Source organism: Marmoricola sp. Leaf446, from assembly GCF_001424755.1.
Classification (GTDB): domain Bacteria; phylum Actinomycetota; class Actinomycetes; order Propionibacteriales; family Nocardioidaceae; genus Marmoricola.
Window position 1 is genome coordinate 165,648 of sequence record NZ_LMRF01000006.1, and the last position, 20,452, is coordinate 186,099.

23 protein-coding genes are annotated in these 20,452 nt (G+C 73.9%); 10 read left to right on the forward strand and 13 right to left on the reverse strand.

Annotated elements, in window-relative coordinates; genetic code table 11:
* Positions 1–72: 72 nt before the first annotated feature.
* Genes ASG49_RS15415 through ASG49_RS15425 form a run of 3 tightly spaced genes read right to left on the reverse strand, consistent with a single transcriptional unit; the run spans position 73 to position 3,634 of the window.
* A complete protein-coding gene (locus ASG49_RS15415; protein WP_156384379.1) occupies positions 73–420 on the reverse strand; it encodes an MmcQ/YjbR family DNA-binding protein in 348 nt (115 codons plus the stop codon).
* Positions 421–434: 14 nt separating this feature from the next.
* Positions 435–1,610: a class I SAM-dependent RNA methyltransferase gene (locus ASG49_RS15420; RefSeq protein WP_056543521.1), complete on the reverse strand. Its 1,176-nt coding sequence runs from the start codon at positions 1,608–1,610 to the stop codon at positions 435–437.
* A complete protein-coding gene (locus tag ASG49_RS15425; protein ID WP_056543524.1) occupies positions 1,607–3,634 on the reverse strand; it encodes an APC family permease in 2,028 nt (675 codons plus the stop codon). The genes ASG49_RS15420 and ASG49_RS15425 overlap by 4 nt, the downstream gene beginning before the upstream one ends.
* 60 nt (positions 3,635–3,694) lie before the next feature.
* Here ASG49_RS15425 and ASG49_RS15430 point away from each other — a divergent pair, with 60 nt between their 5' ends.
* Together ASG49_RS15430 and ASG49_RS15435 are read left to right on the forward strand one after the other, a co-directional pair.
* Positions 3,695–4,357, forward strand: a complete 663-nt coding sequence (locus tag ASG49_RS15430) for a TrkA family potassium uptake protein (RefSeq protein WP_056543528.1) — start codon at positions 3,695–3,697, stop codon at positions 4,355–4,357.
* On the forward strand, positions 4,357–5,031 hold the full coding sequence (locus ASG49_RS15435; RefSeq protein WP_056543532.1) for a TrkA family potassium uptake protein: 675 nt from the start codon (positions 4,357–4,359) through the stop codon (positions 5,029–5,031). The genes ASG49_RS15430 and ASG49_RS15435 overlap by 1 nt, the downstream gene beginning before the upstream one ends.
* Positions 5,032–5,038: 7 nt before the next feature.
* On the opposite strand, the gene ASG49_RS15440 is transcribed toward ASG49_RS15435, so the two are convergent.
* Genes ASG49_RS15440 through dut form a run of 4 tightly spaced genes read right to left on the reverse strand, consistent with a single transcriptional unit; the run spans position 5,039 to position 7,423 of the window.
* Positions 5,039–5,785, reverse strand: coding sequence for a DUF3159 domain-containing protein (locus ASG49_RS15440; protein WP_056543534.1), 747 nt, complete (start codon positions 5,783–5,785; stop codon positions 5,039–5,041).
* Entirely contained in the window at positions 5,782–6,261 is a 480-nt protein-coding gene (locus tag ASG49_RS15445; RefSeq protein ID WP_235562123.1) for an OB-fold nucleic acid binding domain-containing protein, read from the reverse strand. The genes ASG49_RS15440 and ASG49_RS15445 overlap by 4 nt, the downstream gene beginning before the upstream one ends.
* Before the next feature lie 11 nt (positions 6,262–6,272).
* Positions 6,273–6,941 (reverse strand): DUF3710 domain-containing protein, encoded by a 669-nt coding sequence (locus ASG49_RS15450; RefSeq protein WP_162244534.1) that lies wholly within the window; start codon positions 6,939–6,941, stop codon positions 6,273–6,275.
* On the reverse strand, positions 6,938–7,423 hold the full coding sequence (gene dut, locus ASG49_RS15455; protein WP_056543541.1) for a dUTP diphosphatase: 486 nt from the start codon (positions 7,421–7,423) through the stop codon (positions 6,938–6,940). The genes ASG49_RS15450 and dut overlap by 4 nt, the downstream gene beginning before the upstream one ends.
* Before the next feature lie 52 nt (positions 7,424–7,475).
* Between dut and ASG49_RS15460 the strand changes: the two genes are divergently transcribed.
* Together ASG49_RS15460 and ASG49_RS15465 are read left to right on the forward strand one after the other, a co-directional pair.
* Positions 7,476–7,973: a DUF3093 domain-containing protein gene (locus ASG49_RS15460; RefSeq protein WP_056543544.1), complete on the forward strand. Its 498-nt coding sequence runs from the start codon at positions 7,476–7,478 to the stop codon at positions 7,971–7,973.
* A gap of 65 nt (positions 7,974–8,038) precedes the next feature.
* Positions 8,039–8,374, forward strand: a complete 336-nt coding sequence (locus tag ASG49_RS15465; protein WP_056543547.1) for a DUF4235 domain-containing protein — start codon at positions 8,039–8,041, stop codon at positions 8,372–8,374.
* An 88-nt stretch (positions 8,375–8,462) separates the two neighbouring features.
* Here the strand turns inward: ASG49_RS15465 and ASG49_RS15470 are convergent, their stop codons facing one another.
* The 3 genes from ASG49_RS15470 to ASG49_RS15480 form a co-directional block, all read right to left on the reverse strand.
* The gene (locus tag ASG49_RS15470) at positions 8,463–8,753 is read right to left on the reverse strand and encodes a DUF4193 domain-containing protein (RefSeq protein WP_056543550.1); all 291 of its coding nucleotides are present in this window, start codon (positions 8,751–8,753) and stop codon (positions 8,463–8,465) included.
* A gap of 260 nt (positions 8,754–9,013) precedes the next feature.
* Positions 9,014–9,808, reverse strand: a complete 795-nt coding sequence (locus tag ASG49_RS15475; protein ID WP_056543553.1) for an inositol monophosphatase family protein — start codon at positions 9,806–9,808, stop codon at positions 9,014–9,016.
* A 1-nt stretch (position 9,809) separates the two neighbouring features.
* The gene (locus ASG49_RS15480; RefSeq protein WP_056543556.1) at positions 9,810–10,901 is read right to left on the reverse strand and encodes a ferrochelatase; all 1,092 of its coding nucleotides are present in this window, start codon (positions 10,899–10,901) and stop codon (positions 9,810–9,812) included.
* Here ASG49_RS15480 and ASG49_RS15485 point away from each other — a divergent pair.
* Together ASG49_RS15485 and ASG49_RS15490 are read left to right on the forward strand one after the other, a co-directional pair.
* Positions 10,900–12,168: an MFS transporter gene (locus ASG49_RS15485; RefSeq protein WP_162244535.1), complete on the forward strand. Its 1,269-nt coding sequence runs from the start codon at positions 10,900–10,902 to the stop codon at positions 12,166–12,168. The genes ASG49_RS15480 and ASG49_RS15485 overlap by 2 nt on opposite strands.
* On the forward strand, positions 12,128–13,423 hold the full coding sequence (locus ASG49_RS15490) for a D-arabinono-1,4-lactone oxidase (RefSeq protein WP_200936352.1): 1,296 nt from the start codon (positions 12,128–12,130) through the stop codon (positions 13,421–13,423). Before ASG49_RS15485 ends, ASG49_RS15490 begins: the two co-directional genes overlap by 41 nt.
* Positions 13,424–13,434: 11 nt before the next feature.
* Here the strand turns inward: ASG49_RS15490 and ASG49_RS15495 are convergent, their stop codons facing one another.
* Positions 13,435–14,076 (reverse strand): trimeric intracellular cation channel family protein, encoded by a 642-nt coding sequence (locus tag ASG49_RS15495; protein WP_200936353.1) that lies wholly within the window; start codon positions 14,074–14,076, stop codon positions 13,435–13,437.
* Between the two features lie 102 nt (positions 14,077–14,178).
* Between ASG49_RS15495 and sepH the strand changes: the two genes are divergently transcribed.
* From sepH to ASG49_RS18385, 3 genes are all read left to right on the forward strand, one after another.
* Positions 14,179–15,126, forward strand: a complete 948-nt coding sequence (sepH, locus tag ASG49_RS15500; protein WP_056543563.1) for a septation protein SepH — start codon at positions 14,179–14,181, stop codon at positions 15,124–15,126.
* A gap of 142 nt (positions 15,127–15,268) precedes the next feature.
* Positions 15,269–17,278, forward strand: a complete 2,010-nt coding sequence (locus ASG49_RS15505; protein WP_056543567.1) for an SDR family oxidoreductase — start codon at positions 15,269–15,271, stop codon at positions 17,276–17,278.
* Positions 17,279–17,280: 2 nt separating this feature from the next.
* Positions 17,281–17,796, forward strand: coding sequence for a DUF952 domain-containing protein (locus ASG49_RS18385; protein ID WP_082534190.1), 516 nt, complete (start codon positions 17,281–17,283; stop codon positions 17,794–17,796).
* On the opposite strand, the gene ASG49_RS15515 is transcribed toward ASG49_RS18385, so the two are convergent.
* Together ASG49_RS15515 and ASG49_RS15520 are read right to left on the reverse strand one after the other, a co-directional pair.
* A complete protein-coding gene (locus tag ASG49_RS15515; RefSeq protein WP_056543572.1) occupies positions 17,793–18,557 on the reverse strand; it encodes a class I SAM-dependent methyltransferase in 765 nt (254 codons plus the stop codon). The two genes, ASG49_RS18385 and ASG49_RS15515, sit on opposite strands and share 4 nt — an antisense overlap.
* Positions 18,554–19,477, reverse strand: coding sequence for an EamA family transporter (locus tag ASG49_RS15520; RefSeq protein ID WP_056543575.1), 924 nt, complete (start codon positions 19,475–19,477; stop codon positions 18,554–18,556). The genes ASG49_RS15515 and ASG49_RS15520 overlap by 4 nt, the downstream gene beginning before the upstream one ends.
* A 71-nt stretch (positions 19,478–19,548) precedes the next feature.
* Between ASG49_RS15520 and ASG49_RS15525 the strand changes: the two genes are divergently transcribed.
* Positions 19,549–20,451, forward strand: a complete 903-nt coding sequence (locus ASG49_RS15525; protein WP_056543578.1) for a LysR family transcriptional regulator — start codon at positions 19,549–19,551, stop codon at positions 20,449–20,451.
* Position 20,452 lies beyond the last annotated feature (1 nt).

The window sequence follows — 20,452 nt, forward strand, 5'->3', positions numbered from 1 at the left end:
TCGGCGTGTCGCGTGCCTGGTGTTCGGACGGCGCGGTTTCACAGGGTCCCCTGTGAAACCACCAGGACCCACCTACTCCGGCAACCGCTCCCCGCGGGCGAAAACGAGGTCGGGCGGGGCGGTGAGGCGCCAGGCCTCGAAGACCAGCTCCGCGAGCTCGGCGCGGTCCACGCCGTCGAGGTGCACGACGACCCAGCCGAATCCGCCGGCGGTGAACTGGACCTCGAACACCTCGGGCCGCTCCCCCACCAGCGCCGCCTGCTCGACCAGGGTCTGCTTCAGGCCGACCGTGCGGGTGGGCTCCCAGAGGTAGCCGAAGGTGCGGCCCGCCACCTGGAACGACCGGTAGCGGCTGTGCTCGTGCACCGCCACGTCGTCGAGCTGGGCGACCAGGGTGAGGGCGTCGGCGGTGGTGGGCACGGGTCGGGGTCCGCTCAGGCGGGCACGAACAGCGCCACGCACTCCACGTGGTGGGTCATCGGGAACAGGTCGAAGGCGCGCAGCGTCTCCAGGCGGTAGCCCTGCTCGGCGAAGTAGCCGACGTCGCGGGCCAGCGCGGCGGGGTCGCAGGCGACGTAGACGACCGCGCGGGGGGTCAGCGCGGTGATGTGGCGGACCACCTGACGCTTGGCACCCACCCGGGGCGGGTCGAGCACGACCACGTCGGCGGGCCCGACGCCGTGGTGCAGCGCGCGGTCGACACGGCCGGTGACCACGCTGGCCGCGGGCACGTCGGCCAGGTTGCGGCGCGAGAGCCGCGAGGCCGCGCCGTCGCCCTCGACGGCGACGACCGAGCCCTCGGGACCGACCTCCTGACCGAGGTACGCCGCGAACAGGCCGACCCCGGCGTAGAGGTCGAGCACCCGCTCACCGAGCCGGAGCGCGGCCAGCTCCAGGACGGTCTCGACCAGCAGCCGCGGCGCCTCGACGTGGGGCTGCCAGAAGCCGTCGGCGGCCACCTCGAAGGTCCGCGTCCCGGCGTACGTCGTGACGGTCTCGGTCACCGTCGCGGCCGGTGGGCCGCTCCGCGAGCCGGCCCCGGCCCGCCGGTCGTCCGCGGTCGTCGAGACGGTCACGACCGCCTCCGGCGACTGGATCAGGCAGTCCTCGACGGCGACGACGTCGTGGGAGCGGTGGGCCCGCAGGCCGACCTGGTCCTCGGGGAGCGCGACGTACTGCATCCGCGAGCGCCAGCGCAGGCCGTCGTCCCGTCCGACCGGCTCCACGACGACCTCGCGCTCGACACCGGCGAGGCGGGAGAGCTGCTCGGAGACGACGTCGGCCTTGAGCCGTCGCTGGGCGGGGAGCGCGACGTGCTGGAGGTCGCAGCCGCCGCAGGCGCCCGGGCCGGCGTAGGGGCAGGGCGGCTCGACGCGGTCGGGCGAAGCGTCGAGCACCTCGACGGCGTCGGCCCGCAGGAAGCGCCCGTCGTCCTCGGTCACCTCGGCGAGCACCCGCTCGCCGGGCAGGGCGTGGCGCACGAAGACCACGAGGCCGGACTCGCCGGTGCGGGCGACGACGTGGCCGCCGTGGGCGATCGGGCCCGCGACCAGCTCCAGCCGGTCGCCGACCTGCGGGCGGGGAGCGTCGACCTGCTCGGGGGTGCTCACTTGCCCGTCCTCGTCCGGCCGCGTCGCTCGTCGCCGGGGCGCACCCGCGTGAAGTCGCGGTCGGTGCGGCGCTTGGCCTCCTCGGCACCGCGCAGCTGGTAGGGCACCGAGGTGACCATGACGCCGGGGCTGAACAGCAGCCGGCCCTTGAGCCGCAGCGCGGTCTGGTTGTGCAGCAGCTGCTCCCACCAGCGGCCCACGACGTACTCCGGGATGTAGACCGCCACCACGCCGCGCGGGTTGGACCGGCGGATCTCGGAGGTGTAGGCCACGATCGGGCGGATCACCTCGCGGTAGGGCGAGTAGAGCATCTTCAGCGGCACGTCGATCCGCATCGCGTCCCACTCGTCGACCAGGCGCGTGGTGCGCTCGCTGTCGGCGTCGACGAAGACCGCCTCGAGCACGTTGGGCCGCGTCGCCTTGGCGTAGGCGAGCGCCCGCATGGTCGGCTTGTGCAGCTTGGAGACGAGCACGATCGCGTGCACGCGGGTCGGCATGATCGGGTCGGAGTCACCGACCACCAGCTCGTCCTCGACCCGGTCGTAGTGACGCCGGATCGCGGTCATGATGGCGTAGAAGGCGCCCATGGCCAGGATGGTGATCCAGGCCCCGGCGAGGAACTTGGTGATCAGCACGATCACCAGCACGACCGCGGTCAGGCCCAGGCCGAAGGCGTTGATCAGCCGCGAGCGCACCATCCGGCGCCGGGTCGCCGGGTCGCGCTCGGTCTGCAGGTGGCGCGTCCAGTGGCGGATCATGCCGAGCTGGCTGAGGTTGAAGGAGACGAAGACGCCGACGATGTAGAGCTGGATCAGCTTGGTCGTCTGGGCGTCGAAGACCACGATCAGCACGATCGCGACGGCGGCCAGGAAGACGATGCCGTTGCTGTAGGCCAGCCGGTCGCCGCGGGAGCCGAAGGCACGTGGCATCAAGCCGTCCTTGGCCAGGATCGAGCCCAGCACCGGGAAGCCGTTGAAGGCGGTGTTGGCCGCCAGCACCAGGATCACCCCGGTGACGACGACGACGAAGTAGAAGCCGGGCGGGAACTCGTCGAAGATCGCGCGGGCGAGCTGGGCGATCACGGTGTCCTGCACGTAGCCCTCGGGCAGCGCCCCGCCGCCGGGGAGCCGGAGGTTCTCCAGGTCGTTGGGGTCCACGAAGCGCAGCCCCATCTGGCGGGCCAGCGTGATGACGCTGACCATCATGGTGACCGCGATCAGGCCGAGCAGCAGCAGCGTGGTGGCGGCGTTGCGGCTCTTGGGCTTGCGGAACGCGGGCACCCCGTTGGAGATCGCCTCGACGCCGGTCAGCGCCGCGCAGCCCGACGAGAAGGCCCGGGCCAGCAGGAACACCAGACCGATGGTGGTCAGCGGCTGCTCCCACCCCTCCTGCGGCACCACCTCGAGCTGGGCGCTGGCCACGTCGGGCAGCGTGCCGGTCGCCAGCTGGAGCAGGCCCAGCGCGCACATGCCGATGATGGCCGCCATGAAGAGGTAGGTCGGGACGGCGAAGAAGCCCCCGGACTCCCGGACGCCCCGCAGGTTCAGCGCGGCCAGCACGACCACCAGCACCGAGGCGACCACGACCTGGTGGTCGTGCACGAAGGGCACCGCCGCACCGGCGTACTGCGAGGCCGAGGAGATCGAGACCGCGACGGTGAGGACGTAGTCGACGAGCAGCGCGCTCGCGACCGTCTTCCCGGCCGAGACACCGAGGTTGACCGTGGCCACCTCGTAGTCGCCGCCGCCCGAGGGGTAGGCGTGCACCGTCTGGCGGTACGACGCGACGACGGTCAGCATCACCAGCGCGACCGCGAGCGCGATCTTCCACGACCAGACGTAGGCCGAGCTGCCGGCGATGGCCAGCATGATGAAGACCTCGTCGGGCGCGTAGGCGACCGAGGACAGCGCGTCGCTGGCGAAGACGGGGAGGGCGATGCGCTTGGGCAGCAGGGTCTCGCCCAGCTGCGAGCTCCTCAGCTTGCGTCCGAGCAGGATGCGCTTGCTGACATTTCCCACGCCCACCAGGCGAGGCTATGGCACGCCCGACCACCGGCGTGCCGTGACTCCACTACTGTGCGAGATGTGCACGTCGTGATCATGGGCTGCGGCCGCGTCGGATCGACGCTCGCCCGCAGCCTCGAGGACCGGAACCACACCGTCAGCGTGATCGACAGCAACCCCGACGCCTTCCGGCGGCTCGGTCCCTCGTTCAACGGCACCAAGGTCACCGGCTACGGCTTCGACCAGGCCGTGCTGACCGAGGCCGGCATCTCGCGCGCCGACGCCTTCGCGGCCGTCAGCAGCGGCGACAACTCCAACATCATCGCGGCGCGCGTGGCCCGGGAGTCCTTCGGGATCGACCAGGTCGTGGCCCGCATCTACGACCCCGGCCGCGCCGAGGTCTACCAGCGGCTCGGCATCACCACGGTCGCCACGGTGAAGTGGACGGCCGACCAGGTGCTGCGCCGGATCCTGCCCGCCGGCGCCGAGCCCGACTTCCGCGACCCCTCGGGCACGATCCGCGTCGACCAGGTGCCGGTGCCCGAGCACTGGGTCGGTCAGCGCACGATCCACTTCCAGGAGCAGTCCGGCAGCCGGATCGCCTGGATCGACCGGCTCGGCGAGGGCATGCTCTCCAGCCGCGAGACGGTGCTGCAGGAGGGCGACGTCCTCCACCTGGTGATGCGCGAGGAGAACGCCACCCGGGTCTACGACGTGCTCAAGAACCACCCGGAGACAGACTGATGAAGGTCGCCATCGCAGGAGCCGGCGCCGTCGGCCGCTCGATCGCCCGCGAGCTGATCGGCAACGGCCACCTCGTGCTGCTGATCGACAAGTCGCCGCACGCCATCAAGCCCGACCGGGTGCCCGACGCCGAGTGGCTGCTGGCCGACTCCTGCGAGCTGTCCTCGCTGGAGGAGGCCCGCCTCCAGGAGTGCGACGTCGTCATCGCCGCCACTGGCGACGACAAGGTCAACCTGGTCACCTCGCTGCTGGCCAAGACCGAGTTCGGCGTGCCCCGCACGGTCGGCCGGGTCAACCACCCCAACAACGAGTGGCTGTTCACCGAGGCCTGGGGCGTCGACGTCAACGTCTCGACGCCGCGCATCATGTCGGCGCTGGTGGAGGAGGCCGTCACGGTCGGCGACCTGGTGCGGCTGTTCACCTTCCGCCAGGGCGGCGCCAACCTCGTGGAGATGACGCTGCCGGCGGACTCGCCGTACGTCGGGAAGCCGTCGGGGCTGATCCCCTTCCCCGACAACTGCGCGTTGGTGACGATCCTGCGCGACGGCCAGGTCTACGTGCCCGACCCCGACCAGCCGGTCGAGGCGGGCGACGAGCTGCTCCTGGTCGTCCCCGCGGAGCTCGAGGACCAGCTCGAGGTGCTGCTGGCGCCCGAGGAGCACCGGGCGAAGTAGCCGTCCGCTAGACCTGGGGCGCGGGCTCGCCCGGCTCGACCGGGGTCTTGTTGCGGGTCAGCACCCAGACCATGCCGGCCAGGCAGGCGACCTGCAGCGGCCAGCCCATCACCAGCTTGGCGACGCCGAGCGCGGCCACGGCCGACCCCGTCGACCACCAGCCCTCGGTGCCGGCGTACCAGATCGGCAGCTGGACGGCGACGCGCAGCAGGCACGGGAGCGCCAGCAGCCAGGTCAGCCGCGAGCACAGCCGCACCACCCGCCGGTCGGCGTGCCAGGCCGTGGGATCGCCGGTGACGCTGCCGACGATGAAGCCCACCAGCGGCCACCGGATGGCGATGGTGAAGACCATCAGCGCGGCGTAGACGGCGTTGTAGATCAGGCCGGGCAGGAAGTAGGCCAGGGCCTGCTCCCCCTCGTCGCCCCCACCGCGCGCGGCGCGCCACGCGAACAGCGCGCCGATGCCGATGCCGAAGAGCGCGTTGAGCACGAACTGCACCGAGGACCGCTGCACCAGGCGTACGACGAGCAGGACCGCCGCCGCCGCCACGCTGACCGTGATCGCCAGCCGGAGGTCGTGCAGGGTCAGGAACAGCACGGTGAAGCAAATCGTCGGCACCGCGGCCTCGAGCATGCCGCGGACCCCGCCGAGGGCCTCGCCGAGCTGCTTGCGCACGACCTCCTCGACCGTGGCCGCCGACGGGGCGGACGCAGCGGCGGGCGTCGTGGTGGCGGGCGCCTCCGGCTCGGTCATCGCGGCCTCAGGAAGTAGCGCGGGTTGTACATCACCCGGTGGCCGTCGTGGACGCCGACGCGACCCATCACCCGGATGCCGCGGCCGGGGGTGATCCCGGCGATCCGGCGCCGGCCGAGCCAGAGCACGGTGATCGACCCGGAGCCGTCGTAGAGCTCGGCCTCCAGCGCGGGCACCCCGCCCCGCGGGCGCAGCGACACCGTCTTGAGCGTGCCCTGGAGGATGACCGGCTCACGGTCGGGCGCCTCGGCGATGCTGACCAGGCCCGCCTTGCGGGTGTCCTGGCGCAGCTCGCGGGCCTCCTCGCGGTCGCTGCTGGCCCACCGGCTGATGGAGGCGCGCAACCGGCTGCGGTGCTTGTGCTCCTCGCCGTCGTGGTCGCGAGGGCGCTCGTGACCGCCGTAGCGGGGCTCGTCGACCGCGCGGTCGGCCTCCCGGGCCGCCCGGGCGGCCCGACGCTCGTGCTGCTCGGCCATGTGCGGGGCCCCTACTCCGACGCGGGCCTGGCGTCGGGGGGCAGCACCAGCGGCAGCGGGGAGCCGGGCGGCATCGCCTCGGCGCCGCGACGCACGACCGCCGAGCGGATCAGCTCGTCCCACGGCAACGCCTTCTCGGGGTCGACGGCGGGGTTGCCCATCAGGTTGGAGCGCAGCAGCCAGGTCGGCCCGACGTGGCCCACGAAGCGGCTCGCCTGCGTGGCGGACTCCCCCTCGGGCGAGGTGACCGGCACCAGGCACAGCAGCTCGGTGCCGAAGGGGCCCTCCTGCTCGGTGGCGGTGCCACCGACGCGCTCGGTCTCGGCCGCGATCCGGGGACGCAGCTCCTCCCAGGCCTCGCCGCCGCGGGAGGCGGCGAAGGGACGCAGCTCCAGGGCGCCGTCGGCCCCCACGAGCAGCACGGCCGCGACGTTGCCGGTGTCCTCCTCGACCTGGAGCCGCAGCTCCACGCCGTCGGCGGGCTCCAGGAGCAGGCTGCCCAGGTCGACCAGCCGGCGCTCCTCGAGGTCGACCTCGGAGACGTCGTAGGGGCCGGTCTCGGGGGCCTCGCGGGTGCGGGCCGGCGGCTCGACGCCGTCCCGGGCGTCGTCCTCGACCACCTCGTCGAGGGGAGCGGCTGCTCCCTCGTCGTGTCCCGAACGCCTGCGGCCGAACCTCACGATGGTGCGCCTTCCCTCGTCGACTGCTCCGCGGAGGCGAAGCCTCCCGTCGAACCGTAGCCCCCGGCGCCCCGGTCCGACGCGCCCAGGTCACCGACGTCGGCGACCTCCTCGAAGACGGCCGTCTCGCAGCGCTGCACCACCAGCTGGGCGATCCGGTCGCCGCGGCGCACGGTGAACGGCGCCTCGCGGTCGGTGTTGACCAGGCACACCTGCACCTCGCCGCGGTAGCCCGCGTCGATGGTCCCCGGCGCGTTGACGATGGAGATGCCGTGGCGCGCCGCCAGCCCGGAGCGCGGGTGCACCAGGCCGACGTGGCCCTCGGGCAGCGCGAGCGCGATCCCGGTCGGGACCAGCGCCCGCTCGCCGGGGGCCAGGGTGACCTCGGTGGCGGCGTGGAGGTCGGCGCCGGCGTCGCCGGGGTGGGCGTACGACGGGAGCGGCAGCCCGGGGTCCAGCCTGGTCACAGCGATCCGCACCATGGGGCGCGACCCTACCCGCGCCGACGGACCGCGCGGGTGACAGGCTGGGACCGTGCCGCCGACCGACTCCCCCGCGCCGTCCGGCGCGTCCGGGACCACCTACTCCGAGCGCCTGCACGTGCCGCTGCGCTGGTGGGTGCAGGCCACGATGCTGCTGGCCACGGTGTGGCTGGCGTTCGTGGTGGCGATGCCCCCGTGGGTGGCGTCGGCGCTGGCGGGCGGGCTGCTGGTGGCGACGTACGCCTTCTTCGCGTGGGTCGGGAGCGCGGTCGTCGCGGTCCGCGACGGGGAGCTGCGGGCCGGTCGCGCCCACGTCGCCACCCGGCTGCTCGGCCCCGCCGAGGCGCTCGACGCCGAGCAGACCCGCCGGGTGCACGGCGTGGACGCCGACGCCCGTGCGTTCCTGATGACCCGGCCCTACCTCAAGCGGGCGGTGCTGGTGCCGGTGCTCGACCCGGCCGACCCCACGCCGTACTGGCTGGTCTCCACGCGGCACCCCGGTCCGCTCGCGGCGGCCCTCGAGGGCTCGGCGGGCGCACCCGGCGCGTAGCCCTAGGGTGGGTGGGTACCCCTGCAGGACCGTGGGGAACGCACCACGCACACGAGAGGCAGGACATGGCCAAGCACGACGAACCCGCGAAGGACAGCTCCAAGGTCTGGTCGATCTTCTCCCTGGCAGCGGCGCTGCTGGGGGCGACCGTGGCCCGCAAGACGGTGACGAAGTCCTGGCAGGCGGCCACGGGCAAGAACCCGCCCGCCAACCCCGCCGACCCCGACGTCCAGATGTGGGAGGCGGTGCTGTGGGCAGCCGCCAGCGGCATGGCCATCCAGATCGCCCGGATGCTGTTCTCCCGCAAGGCCGCGGACTACTACGCCAAGTCGACCGGACACCTGCCCCCCGGACTCGGCAAGGACGACCAGAGCACCAAGGCCGACCCCGCCACGACCTGAGCAGGTCCCGCACCGCACGACGAAGGGCCGTCCCCCACCGGGGGACGGCCCTTCGTCGTGCCGCGCCGGCCCGGGGCCGGCACGCTGCTCAGATGCAGTCGCGGCAGATGAGCTTCTTCTCGTCGGCGAGCTGGCTGCGGTGGTGCACCAGGAAGCAGCTCATGCAGGTGAACTCGTCCATCTGCTTGGGCTTGACCTCGACGGCCAGCTCCTCGTGCGAGAGGTCAGCGCCGGGCAGCTCGAAGGACTCGGCCGCCTCGGCCTCGTCCTCGTCGACCTTGCCGGAGTTCTTGTCGTGCCGACGGGCCTTGAGCTCCTCGAGGCTGTCTTCGTTCTGCTCCTCCTCGGTCTTGCGAGGGGCGTCGTAGTCGGTTGCCATGTTGCTTCTCCTGCTCCAGGTCCCAGTGGTGTCCGGCGGTGGACGGTCGGGCTGCGCTGCCCGGTGTCGTCCGCCGCTGCGCGTGACGCTCTCCGCGGTGACGGCGCGATTGTGCACCAGTCCCTGCGAAATAGCACACCCGGACCCCGGGGTCGGCCCCCGAGGTGGTGGACCTCACCTGAACGCGGGTCGCCACCGCGATGTTCCCGTAACCGAATCGGGCCGGTCCACACGCTCCGCGGGGCCGTGGTCGGGGGTCCTCAGCCCCGGAAGCCGCACTCCCGGACCAGCCGGTCGAACCCGTCGTACGCCGCGGCGGGGGCCGCCACGACGAGGTCCAGCTCGGGCCCCGCCGAGACCTCGACCACCGCCCCCGCCTCGGTGGCCACGAGCCCGGCGGCGGCGTGGTCCCACCAGTGCGGGCCCTCCTCGACGTAGCCGTCGACCGCGCCCTCGGCGAGCGCGCACAGGTCGAGGGCGCACGAGCCGCCCCGGCGCACGTCGCGGACCCGCGCCAGCAGCTCCGCCACCGCCCGGCCCTGGCGGGTCCGGACGTCGCGGGAGTAGCTGAACCCGGTGGCCACCAGGGCGGCCTCCGGCGCCGCGGGCTCGCGCACCCGCAGCGGCGCGCCGTCGCGCCAGGAGCCGGCGCCGCGGAGCGCGGCGTACTCGCGGCCGAGGACCGGGGCGACGACCGCGCCGGCCACGACCTGCTCGACGCCGTCGACGGTGCGGGCCGCGGCGACCGAGACCGCCCAGTGCGGCAGGCCGTAGAGGTAGTTGACGGTGCCGTCGACGGGGTCGAGGACCCAGCGCACGCCGGAGGAGCCGACCACGTCGTCGCCCTCCTCCCCCACGATGGCGTCGTCGGGCCGGGCGGCCAGGATCCGCTCGCGCAGCAGCTCCTCGCTGGCGCGGTCGGCCCGGGTGACCACGTCGGTGTCGCTGGACTTGGTGGCGGCGACCTCCACGCCCTCGTGGCGCATCCGCAGCGCCAGCGCGCCGGCCTCGCGGGCGGCGGTCAGCGCGAGGTCGAGCAGCTCCCGGTCGTCCACGTCAGTCCTGCCCGCACAGCGCCGGACGCTCGCCGCGCGGGTTGGGGCAGCAGCCGACCGGGCACAGGTCCCACGACGCGGGGCCGCCCACCGCGGCCCGCTCGACCGGCTGCGAGGCGGGCTCGCCGGACTCCACCGCGGCCCGCTCGAGCAGCAGGTCGCGGGCCATCGCCACGAAGCGGGGGTCGACCCCGGCGGTGGCGGCGCGGGCGAAGGGCAGCCCGATCTCCTCGGCGGTGGCACGGGCCTCGGTGTCGAGGTCGTAGATGACCTCCATGTGGTCGGAGACGAAACCGATCGGCACCACCACCGCCCCGGGCACCTCGCGGGCGTGCAGGTCGCGCAGGTGGTCGTTGACGTCGGGCTCGAGCCACGGCACGTGCGGCGGGCCCGAGCGGGAGCAGAACACCAGCTCGGCCGGGTAGCGGTGACCGGTCTCCTGACGGACCCGGGCCACCACCTGCTCCATCACCAGGCGGTGCTGCGCGGTGTAGGCGTGGCCCTCCGGGCCGCTGCTGTCGTCCATCGAGACCGGGATCGAGTGCGTCACGAAGGCCAGGTGACCGGCGCGGCGGGCCGCCTCGGGCAGCTCGGCCAGCGCCGCGAGCGTCGCGTCCACCATCGGCTCCACGAAGCCCGGGTGGTTGTAGTAGTGCCGCAGCTTGTCGATGCGGGGGGCGCCCGGCACCTCTGCGACGGCCGCGGCGAGGTTCTCGCGGTACTGCCGGCACCCGCTGTAGGAGGAGTAGGCGCTGGTGACCAGCGCGGCCGCCCGCTGCACCCCGTCGTCGCGCATCTGCGCCAGGGTGTCGGCGAGGTAGGGGTCCCAGTTGCGGTTGCCCCAGTAGACCGGCACGTCGACGCCGTCGGCGGCCAGGTCGGCCCGCAGCGCCTCGACGAAGGCGCGGTTCTGGTCGTTGATCGGGCTGCGGCCGCCGAAGCCGTAGTAGTGCTCGCCGACCTCCTCGAGACGGGCGTCCGGGATGTTCTTCCCGGCGGTCACGTTGCGCAGGAACGGGACGACGTCCTCGGGCTTCTCGGGCCCTCCGAAGGAGACCAGCAGCAGGGCGTCGTACGGGGTCGGGGAGGGCATGGCGACCAGCCTAGAGTTCGACCCGATGCTCACCTCCTACCGCCGGGTGTTCGCGCATCCCGGCGCCGCCCTGTTCTCCGCCACCGGAGTGGTCGCCCGGCTGCCGATCTCGATGACGACGCTGGGCATCGTGCTCCTCGTCAGCGCGCTGTCGGGGTCCTACGCGCTCGCCGGTCAGGTGACCGCCGCCTTCATCGTCGGCAACGCCGGGTTCGCGGTGCCGCACGGCCGGCTCACCGACCGGTTCGGCCAGACCTGGGTGCTCACCGTGGACACGGTGGCCTTCGGGCTGTCCTCGAGCCTGATGGTCGTCGCGATCACCGAGGGCTGGCCGTTCCCGTGGCCCCACCTGCTGGCCGTGGTCGCCGGCGCGGCGATGCCCCAGGTCGGGAGCATGGTCCGCGCCCGGTGGGCCCACCTGCTCCACGACCCGGCCGAGCGCCACACCGCGTTCGCGGTCGAGGGGGTCGCCGACGAGGTCGTCTTCGTGACCGGCCCGGCGCTGGTGACCGTGCTGGCCACCAGCTTCGCCCCGCAGTCCGGGCTGGTGGTCGCGGTGGTGGCGGGCACCCTCGGCTCGGTCGCGCTCGCGGTGCAGCGTCGTACGGCGCCGCCGGTGCAGGTGCGCGCGGCCGACGCCGTGCGCCCGCCGATGCCCTGGCGGCTGCTGGTGCCGCTCGCCGTCGGCGCGCTGGCGCTCGGGTGCCTGTTCGGCGCGCTGGAGGTGGCCACGGTGGCGCTCGCCGAGGACGAGGGCCGCAAGGTGCTGTCGGGGCTGATGCTGGCCGCGTTCTCCTTCGGCAGCCTGGTGGCGGGCGTGGTCGCGGGCGCGATGACGATGCGTCGTACGCCGCTGGCCCGGGCGCGCCTGGGCATGACACTGCTGGCCGTCGGCACCTGCGCGCTGCCGCTGCTGCCCGGCTTGCTCGTCGTCTCGGTGGCGCTGCTGCTGACGGGGCTGGCCCTGGCCCCGACCCTGATCTCGCTGTTCTCCCTCATCGAGGCGGCCGTGCCCAGCGGGCGGCTCAACGAGGCGATGGGGTTCGTCCAGACGGGCATGAGCGCCGGCATCGCCCCCGGCGCCTGGGGTGCGGGCGTGGTGGCCGACGCCGCCGGCGGGTCCGCGGCGTACTGGGTGTGCGTGGTCTCCGCCCTGCTGGCAGCCCTGGCCGGCGTCGCCGTGCCGAGCGGGACCGGCACGGGTGCCCGCGGCTACGCTCGGACGGGTGAGCACGTGGACCAGCTGGGCGGGGCTGAGCAGCTGTAGCCCGGCGCAGGAACGCCGACCGGTCGACGTCGGGGACGTCGTCGAGGCCGTCCGCGACGCCGCGGACCGCGGCGGTCGCGTCAAGATGCCCGGCACCGGCCACTCCTTCAGCGACATCGCGCTGACCGACGGCACCCTGCTCCACCCCACCGCCCTGACCGGCGTGGTCGGAGTCGACCGTGCCGCCATGACGGTCACCGCCCTGGCCGGCACCACGCTGCGCGAGCTGAACGCCACGCTCGCCCGCCTCGGCCTCTCGCTGCACAACATGGGCGACGTCGAGGAGCAGACGGTCGCCGGCGCGATCTCGACCGGCACCCACGGCACCGGCGGCGTCAAGGCCTCCCTCAGCGCCCAGGTCGTCGGGCTGGAGCTGGTGACCGGCACCGGCGAGGTGCTGCGCGCCGACCGCACCCAGCACACCGACGTGCTCGAGGTCGCGCGTCTGGGGCTCGGTGCCACGGGCGTGCTGACCACGATCACCCTCGAGGTCGAGCCGCTGTTCCTGCTCCAGGCCCACGAGCGTCCCCTCCGGTGGCAGGAGGCGATCGCGGACTTCGACGCCCTGGCCGAGGACCACCACCACGCCGAGATGTACTGGTTCCCCCACACCGACCGGCTGCTGCTCAAGGCCAACGACCGCAGCCTCGAGGACCCCGAACCGCTCTCCCGGCTGCGGGAGTGGTGGGACGACGAGCTCCTCTCCAACCGGGTCTTCGACCTCGTCAACCGGGCCGGCAACGCCCGCCCGTCGCTCGTCCCCCGGCTCAACGCGCTCTCGGCGCGTGCCCTGGGCGAGCGCCGCTACCGCGACGTCCCGCACCGCGTCTTCACCACGCGGCGCACCGTCCGCTTCCGCGAGATGGAGTACGCCGTCCCGCGGGCCGCCGGCCTCACCGCGCTCGCCGAGATCCGGGACCTCGTGGAGCGCTCGGGCTGGCGGATCGGCTTCCCCCTGGAGTACCGCGTCGCCCCGGCCGACGACGTCCCGCTCTCCCCCGCCCACGACCGCGACGTCGCCTGGATCGCGGTGCACGTCAACGCCGCCGCCGACCACACCGACTACTTCGCCGGGGTGGAGGCCGTGCTGCGCGCCCACGACGGCCGGCCGCACTGGGGCAAGCTGCACACCCGCACCGCGGCCGACCTGGCACCGGCGTACCCCCGGTGGAAGGACGCCCTGGCCGTCCGCGACCGGCTCGACCCCGAGCGGCTGTTCACCAACGACCACCTCGACCGGGTGCTCGGGGCCTGAGCCCCGCGGGTCTAGACGCTGGCCGGCCCGCGCGGCAGCGGGGCCTTCCAGTCCCGCCACAGCGCCAGCATCCGCAGCCCGAAGCACAGCAGGGCACCGGGCACCGTGACCGCGACCTCCACGAACCCGGCGAGGGTCGCCAGCACGGCCCACGTCGCACCCAGCAGCGCCGGCGTGGCGTAGAGCTCGCTGGAGAACACCGCCGGGGTTCGGCTGGCGAGCAGGTCGCGCGCGATGCCGCCGCCGATGCCGGTGACCATGCCCATCAGCGCGGCCGGCACCGGGCCCAGGCCGTGCTCGAGCGCCTTGACCGCCCCCGTCACGCAGAACAGCCCGAGCCCCGCCGCGTCGAAGAGCGTCACCACGCGCTCGGCCCGGCCCAGCGCCGGGTGGAAGGCGAAGGTGAGCAGCCCCGCGAGCACCGGCACCAGCAGGTAGCGCCAGTCCGACAGCGCGGCCGGCGGGGTGGCGTCGATCAGCACGTCGCGCAGGAAGCCGCCGCCCAGCCCGGTGGTGCCGGCGAGCACCAGCACGCCGAAGACGTCGAGCCGTCGGCGTACGGCCACGAGGGCACCGGAGATGGCGAACACGAAGATCCCGCCCAGGTCGAGGACCAGGAGCAGGAGGCTCGGCCCGCCGGTCGCATCGCCCACGGGAGCACAGCCTAGGTAGGCTCGGGCACCACCACGACGTCAGGCACCCCAGCCCGACCGTGGGCCCGCAGGGCCCCGGTCGGCGCAGAAGCAGGAGAACCGATGGACAGCGCCCTGCGGCCCCGCGACATCCAGGCGCGCATCCGCTCCGGCGAGTCGGCCGAGGAGGTCGCCGCCGCGGCCGGCACCTCGGTCGAGGTGATCATGCCCTACGCCTCGCCCGTGCTCGCCGAGCGCGCCCACGTCGCCTGGAACGCCCAGAAGTCCTCGCTGCGCCGCGCCTCCGGGCCCTCCGGCGGTGGCCGCACCCTGGGCGAGGCGGTCGAGCTGTTCCTCGCCGAGCACCGCCTCCACGACGACGACGTCGCGTGGGACTCCTGGCGCCGCGCCGACGGCCGCTGGGTGCTCACCGCCGACATCGACGCCCAGGGCGTACGCCGCTCCGCGGAGTTCGTGCACGACGTGGCGGGTCGCTACGTGGTGGCCGAGAACGACGACGCCCGGACCCTCACCGGCGAGCTCGGCGCGAGCCCGGCCGGGCCCGCACCCCGCCGGCTGACCTCGCTGGCCGGCGGCCACGACCAGGACCTGCCGCTCGGCGACGACGCCATCGAGCTGGTCCGCGACCGCGAGGCCGAGCCCTTCGACGTGCCCGCGGGCGACGCCGACTGGATGGCCGTGGACGGCGCCGCCCCGGTGGAGGAGCCGGTGGAGGAGCCCGTCGCGGAGCCGGTCGAGGAGCCTGCTGGCGAGCCGGCGGAAGAGCCCGTCGAGGAGCCCGGAGCGTCGGCCGACGAGGAGACGACCGAGATCGCCGTCGCCGCGGCCGACCCGGAGGTGGAGGCCGAGGTCCGCGAGCAGCGGACCCAGCGGCCCGCCGGGTCCGAGCGGCCCGCCGAGCCGGAGCGGTCCGCCGAGCCCGAGGAGCCCGAGCTCGACCTGGGCGTGGAGCCGCAGGAGACGCCCGCGCAGAAGTCGGCGAAGCGCAAGGGACGCGCCTCCGTGCCGTCGTGGGACGAGATCATGTTCGGCGGCGGCCCCGACAGCTGACGCCGGCTCCCTCCCGCGCTCCGCGCCCCTCGACGCTGTCGTTACCGGACGGTAATCTCGGGCGACACGCGGACCTCCACCCGCATCCGGGGTTGGATGGGGGACCTCGCGCATCCGACGCAACCCGAGAGTGGTGGGGCCCGTGGCCTACTTCGTGACCGGCGCGACCGGCTTCATCGGTCGCTACCTCGTGCAGCAGCTCGTGGACAACCGGGAGGGCACGGTCTACGCGCTCTGCCGGGAGGGGTCCCGGCACCGGCTCGACGCGCTCGTCGAGCAGTGGGGCACCGACCGGGTCGTCCCCGTCGTGGGCGACCTCTCCGAGCCCGACCTGGGGGTGGACCCGGAGTGGATCGCCTCGGAGGCGGGCGAGGTCGAGCACTTCTTCCACCTCGCGGCGATCTACGACATGACGGCCTCCGACGAGCTCAACGAGCAGCTCAACGTCGGCGGCACCCGCAACGCCCTCGACCTCGCCGCCCGGCTGCGGGTGGGGCACTTCCACCAGGTGTCCTCGATCGCCGCCTCAGGCGACTTCCGCGGCGTCTTCGACGAGTCGATGTTCGACGAGGGCCAGCGGCTGCCCTCGCCCTACCACCGCACCAAGTTCGAGTCCGAGCGGATCGTGCGCGAGCAGGCCGAGGTGCCGTGGCGGGTCTACCGCCCCGCCGTCGTGGTCGGCGACTCCGAGACCGGTGCGATGGACAAGGTCGACGGGCCCTACTACTTCTTCCCGCTGCTCAAGCGGATGCGCGACCTGCTGCCCGGCTGGGTGCCGCTCGTGGGCATCGACCTCGGCGACACCAACGTGGTGCCCGTCGACTACGTCGCCAGCGCGATGGACCACCTGGCCCACCAGCCCGGCCTCGACGGGCGCGCGTTCCACCTGGTCAACCCCGAGCCGCAGAGCACCGTCGGGCTGATCAACACCTTCGCCGCCGCGGCCAGCGCGCCGCAGTTCGCGGTCCCGGTCGACCGCACCGTCACCTCGCGCGCCACCGGCCTGCTCCCCCGCGGCCTGCAGCCGGCCTCGCTCGTCGCCCGCGCCGTGCGGCTGGCCCCGGTGCACGCCGCCCTCGACCAGACCCTCGGTCGCCTCGGCATCCCGCCCGAGGTGCTCGAGCACGTCTCGTTCCCGACCGTCTACGCCTCGCGCGAGACCGAGAGGGCGCTGTCCGGATCCGGCATCTCGGTGCCCGACATCGACTCCTACGCCTCGGTGCTGTGGTCGTGGTGGGAGGAGAAGCTCGACGAGTCGATCCGCTCCGACGCGCCGGTCGTGCGGGCGCTGGCCAACAAGACCGTCGTCATCACCGGCGCCTCCTCGGGCATCGGGCTGGTCACCGCCATCCAGGTCGCCAAGGCCGGCGGCGTGCCGATCCTGGTGGCCCGCGGCCAGGAGAAGCTGGAGGAGACGGTCCGGCTGATCGAGAGCCAGGGCGGCACGGCGTACGCCTATCCGTGCGACCTCTCCGACCTCGACGCCATCGACGCCCTCACCAAGCAGCTGCGCGAGGACTTCGACCACCTCGACTTCGTGGTCAACAACGCGGGTCGCTCGATCCGGCGGTCGCTCAAGCTCAGCGAGGACCGGTTCCACGACTTCGAGCGCACCATGCAGCTCAACTACTACGGCGCGATCCGGCTGGTCATGGGCATCCTGCCCGCGATGCGCGAGCAGGGCTCGGGCCACGTCGTCAACATCTCGAGCATCGGGGTGCTCACCAGCCCGCCGCGGTTCTCGGCGTACGTCGCCTCCAAGGCCGCCCTCGACGCCTGGAGCAACGTCGTGTCCAGCGAGCTGGTCGGCGACGGCATCTCGTTCACCACGATCCACATGCCGCTGGTGCGGACCCCGATGATCGCGCCGACCAAGCTCTACGACCGGTTCCCGACGATCAGCCCCGGGCAGGCCGCCCGCAAGGTGATCACCGCGATGGTCGAACGGCCGCACGAGATCAACACCCTCACCGGCAGCCTGGGCGCGCTGGCGCACTACCTGGCGCCCAAGTCGGCCTTCCGGGTGCTGCACCTCGCCTACCAGGTCTTCCCCGACTCCACCGCCGCCAAGGGCGGCAGCAGCGGCGAGAAGCAGCACTCCGAGAACGAGCAGCTGATGCTGGCGCGGCTGCTCAAGGGGGTGCACTGGTAGGCGTGCAGGTCTTCCACGTCGCCACCGCCGCGGACTGGGAGGAGGCGCAGCGCACCGGCGCCTACACCACCTCCACCCGCGGCCGCACCCTCGAGCAGGAGGGCTTCATCCACGCCGCCCGCCGCGAGCAGGTGCCCGGGGTCTACCAGCGCTACTACGCCGACCTCGCCGAGCCGATGGTGCTGCTCACCATCGACACCGACCGCCTCGACGTGCCGTGGCGCGAGGACCCGGTGGGCGAGGACACCTACCCCCACCTCTACGGCCCGCTCCACCCCCGCGCCGTCGTCACCGCCCAGCCCTTCGGCGCCGGCGGCAGCACCGACTCCTTCACCTCGATGTTCGTCTCCGAGATGCTGTGGCGGGTCGGGCTGGCCGTCGTCGCGATGGTGCTGGCGGGCGTCGGCAGCGTGCTGCTCGGTCTCACCGGGTGGGCGCAGGGCCCGCTCGTCGGCGCCCTGGCCGGCCTGGCCGTGGGCGTCGTCGTCCTCGTGCTGGTGCTCCGCCGGCGGCGCTAGCGTGCGGCGCGGGTGGCGCTGACCATGACCCTGCGGGTGAGGTCGAAGGTCTCCAGGACGGTGCGGGCCTCCTCGCGCAGCTCCAGCAGGGCCCGGTCCTCACCGGGGGCGAGGGTGGCGGCCTCCTCCCAGAACGCGCGCTCCAGGGCGGCCCAGTCGGGGCACTCCTCGACCTCGACCTCCTCGAAGCCGGCCACGGTCAGTCCGTCGTGCCAGCGGCGGCCGCGCAGGCCCGGGGCGACCCGCTCGTCGTCGGGGTCGCGCGCCTCCCAGGCCGTCAGCACCAGCCGTCCGTCCACGTCGAGCACCCGCGCCGCCTCGGCGAAGGCCCGCTCGGGCAGGTCGACGAACTGGACGGCGTCCACGCACAGCACCGCGTCGACGCTCGCGTCGGGCAGCCCGGTGTCGGTGAGCGAGCCGACCTCGAAGGCCGCGTCGCGGTCCTGGGCAGCGGCGTTGGCCGTGGCCTGGCGCACGGCCTCGGCGGAGAAGTCCATGCCGAGCAGGCGGGCGCGGGTGCGGCTGGCCACCTCCAGGCCGTAGCCGCCCCGGCCGCAGGCCAGGTCCAGCAGCACCTCGCCGGGCACGAGCCGCAGCGCGGTGGTGACGGCGTCGAGCCCGGTCCACGGCACCAGGCTGGTCGAGAGCATCTCCGGCGGCAGCCCGAGGTGACGGCGGACCAGGTCGTCCTTGACCCGCGAGACCGCGAGGTCGGCGTACCACCGGTCGAAGGCCTGGCTCGAGGTGCTGTCGTCGCTCACGCCCTCGACCCTAGTGCTCCGACCGGCTCGGGCACCGGCACCGGAGCAGCGCGTACGCCGCGGCGCAGCGTGGCCAGCAGCACCCCGCCCACCACGAGGGTCGCACCGGCCAGCTCCAGCGGCGCCGCCCGCTCGCCCAGCGCCACCCAGGCGCCGCTCATGCCCACCACCGGCACCAGCATCGAGAACGGCGCCACCTGGCTGGCCGGGTGCCGCGCCATCAGCCAGGTCCACACGCCCGAGCCGACCACGGTGCCGACGAGCACGGTGTAGGCCAGCCCGGCCAGCGCCAGCGCCCCGCTCGGGCTGACCAGGGTGGTCAGCGACGTGCCGATCCGCTGGGGTCCCTCCACGGCCAGGGCGAGCGCGAGCATCGGCACCGGCGGCACCACCGACATCCACAGTGTCAGGTGCAGCGGCTGCGGCGGCCGGGCGAGCCGGCTGCACAGGTTGCCGATCGCCCAGCCGAGCGCGCCGGCGAGGACCAGCAGGAACGGCAGCAGCCCGGCCGCCTCGGCACGGTGCCAGCCCACGACGCCCAGTCCGGCCCCGGCGAGCACCACCCCGAGCACGCCCCGCGAGCCGACCCGCTCGCCCAGCAGCGCGGCGCCGAGCACGAGGGTGAACGGCGCGGAGGCCTGCAGCACCAGCGAGGCCATCCCGGCCGGCATGCCCGCCTCCATCCCCCAGTAGAGGAAGAGGAACTGCAGCGTCCCGAACCCCAGCCCGTAGCCGACCAGCCACCGCACCGGCACCTGCGGTCGCGGCAGCAGCAGCACGGTCGGGACCGCGATGACGGCGAACCGGAGCGCGACGAGGAAGAACGGCGGGAAGTGCCCGAGCGAGGCGTCGATGGCGAGGAAGTTCAGGCCCCAGGTGCAGGCGACGAGGACGGCGAGGAGCTGGTGACGGGGAGGCACGCGACCATCGTGGGCCCCGCCACCGTGAAGGACAATCGACACCTGGGACACCTGCTCGTTAGGTTGACTTCATGGACGTCCGCCACCTCGAGCTGCTGCGCGAGCTCGCCGACCGGGGCAGCCTCACGGCGGTCGCGCACGCCACCCACCGCACCCCCTCGGCCCTCTCGCAGCAGCTGCGGACCGCCGAGCGGGCCTTCGGTGCCGCCCTGGTCGAGCCGCACGGCCGGGGGCTGCGGCTGACCGAGGCCGGGACGCTGCTCGCGCGAGGCGGCGCCGAGGTGGCCACGGCGGTGGCCCGGGTGGCCGCGGCGTGGGAGGACTACCGCGGCGGTCCCCGCGGCACCGTCTCGGTGGCGGCGCTGCCGAGCGCCGCCACCTTCCTGCTGCCCGGGTTGCAGCGCCGCCTGGCCGGCACCGGCCTGGAGCTGCGCTGCCGCGACTACGACCTGGCCGAGACCGACTTCGCCGGGCTGACGGCCGACAACGACCTGGTGGTCGGGCACAGCGTGACCGCGCGACGTCCCGCCGGCACCGACGGGCTGACGGTGACCCCCCTGGCCACCGAGCCGCTGGACGTCGCCCTGGCCGAGGACCACCCGCTGGCCACCCGGCCCTGGCTGCACTGCCGCGACCTCGTCGACCAGCCGTGGATCGGGGTGCCGCCGGGCTATCCCTTCGACAGCGTGCTGACCTCGGTCGAGCAGGCCACCGGGGCCACGCTCGACGTCCGCCAGCGGCTGCGCGACAACCGGCTGGTGGAGGCGCTGGTGGCGTCCTCCCACCACGTGGCGATGCTGCCCCGGTTCACCACGCCGGCGGGCCAGGGCGTGGTGCTGCGCGAGCTGCGCGGCGTACGCGCCCAGCGGCACGTGGTCGCCATCTCCCGGCCCGACCGCGCGGCCCGACTGGCCGTGCGCACCGTGCTCGACGAGCTGGTCGCCGTGGCCGCCGAGGTCGCGGCCGGCGGCTGAC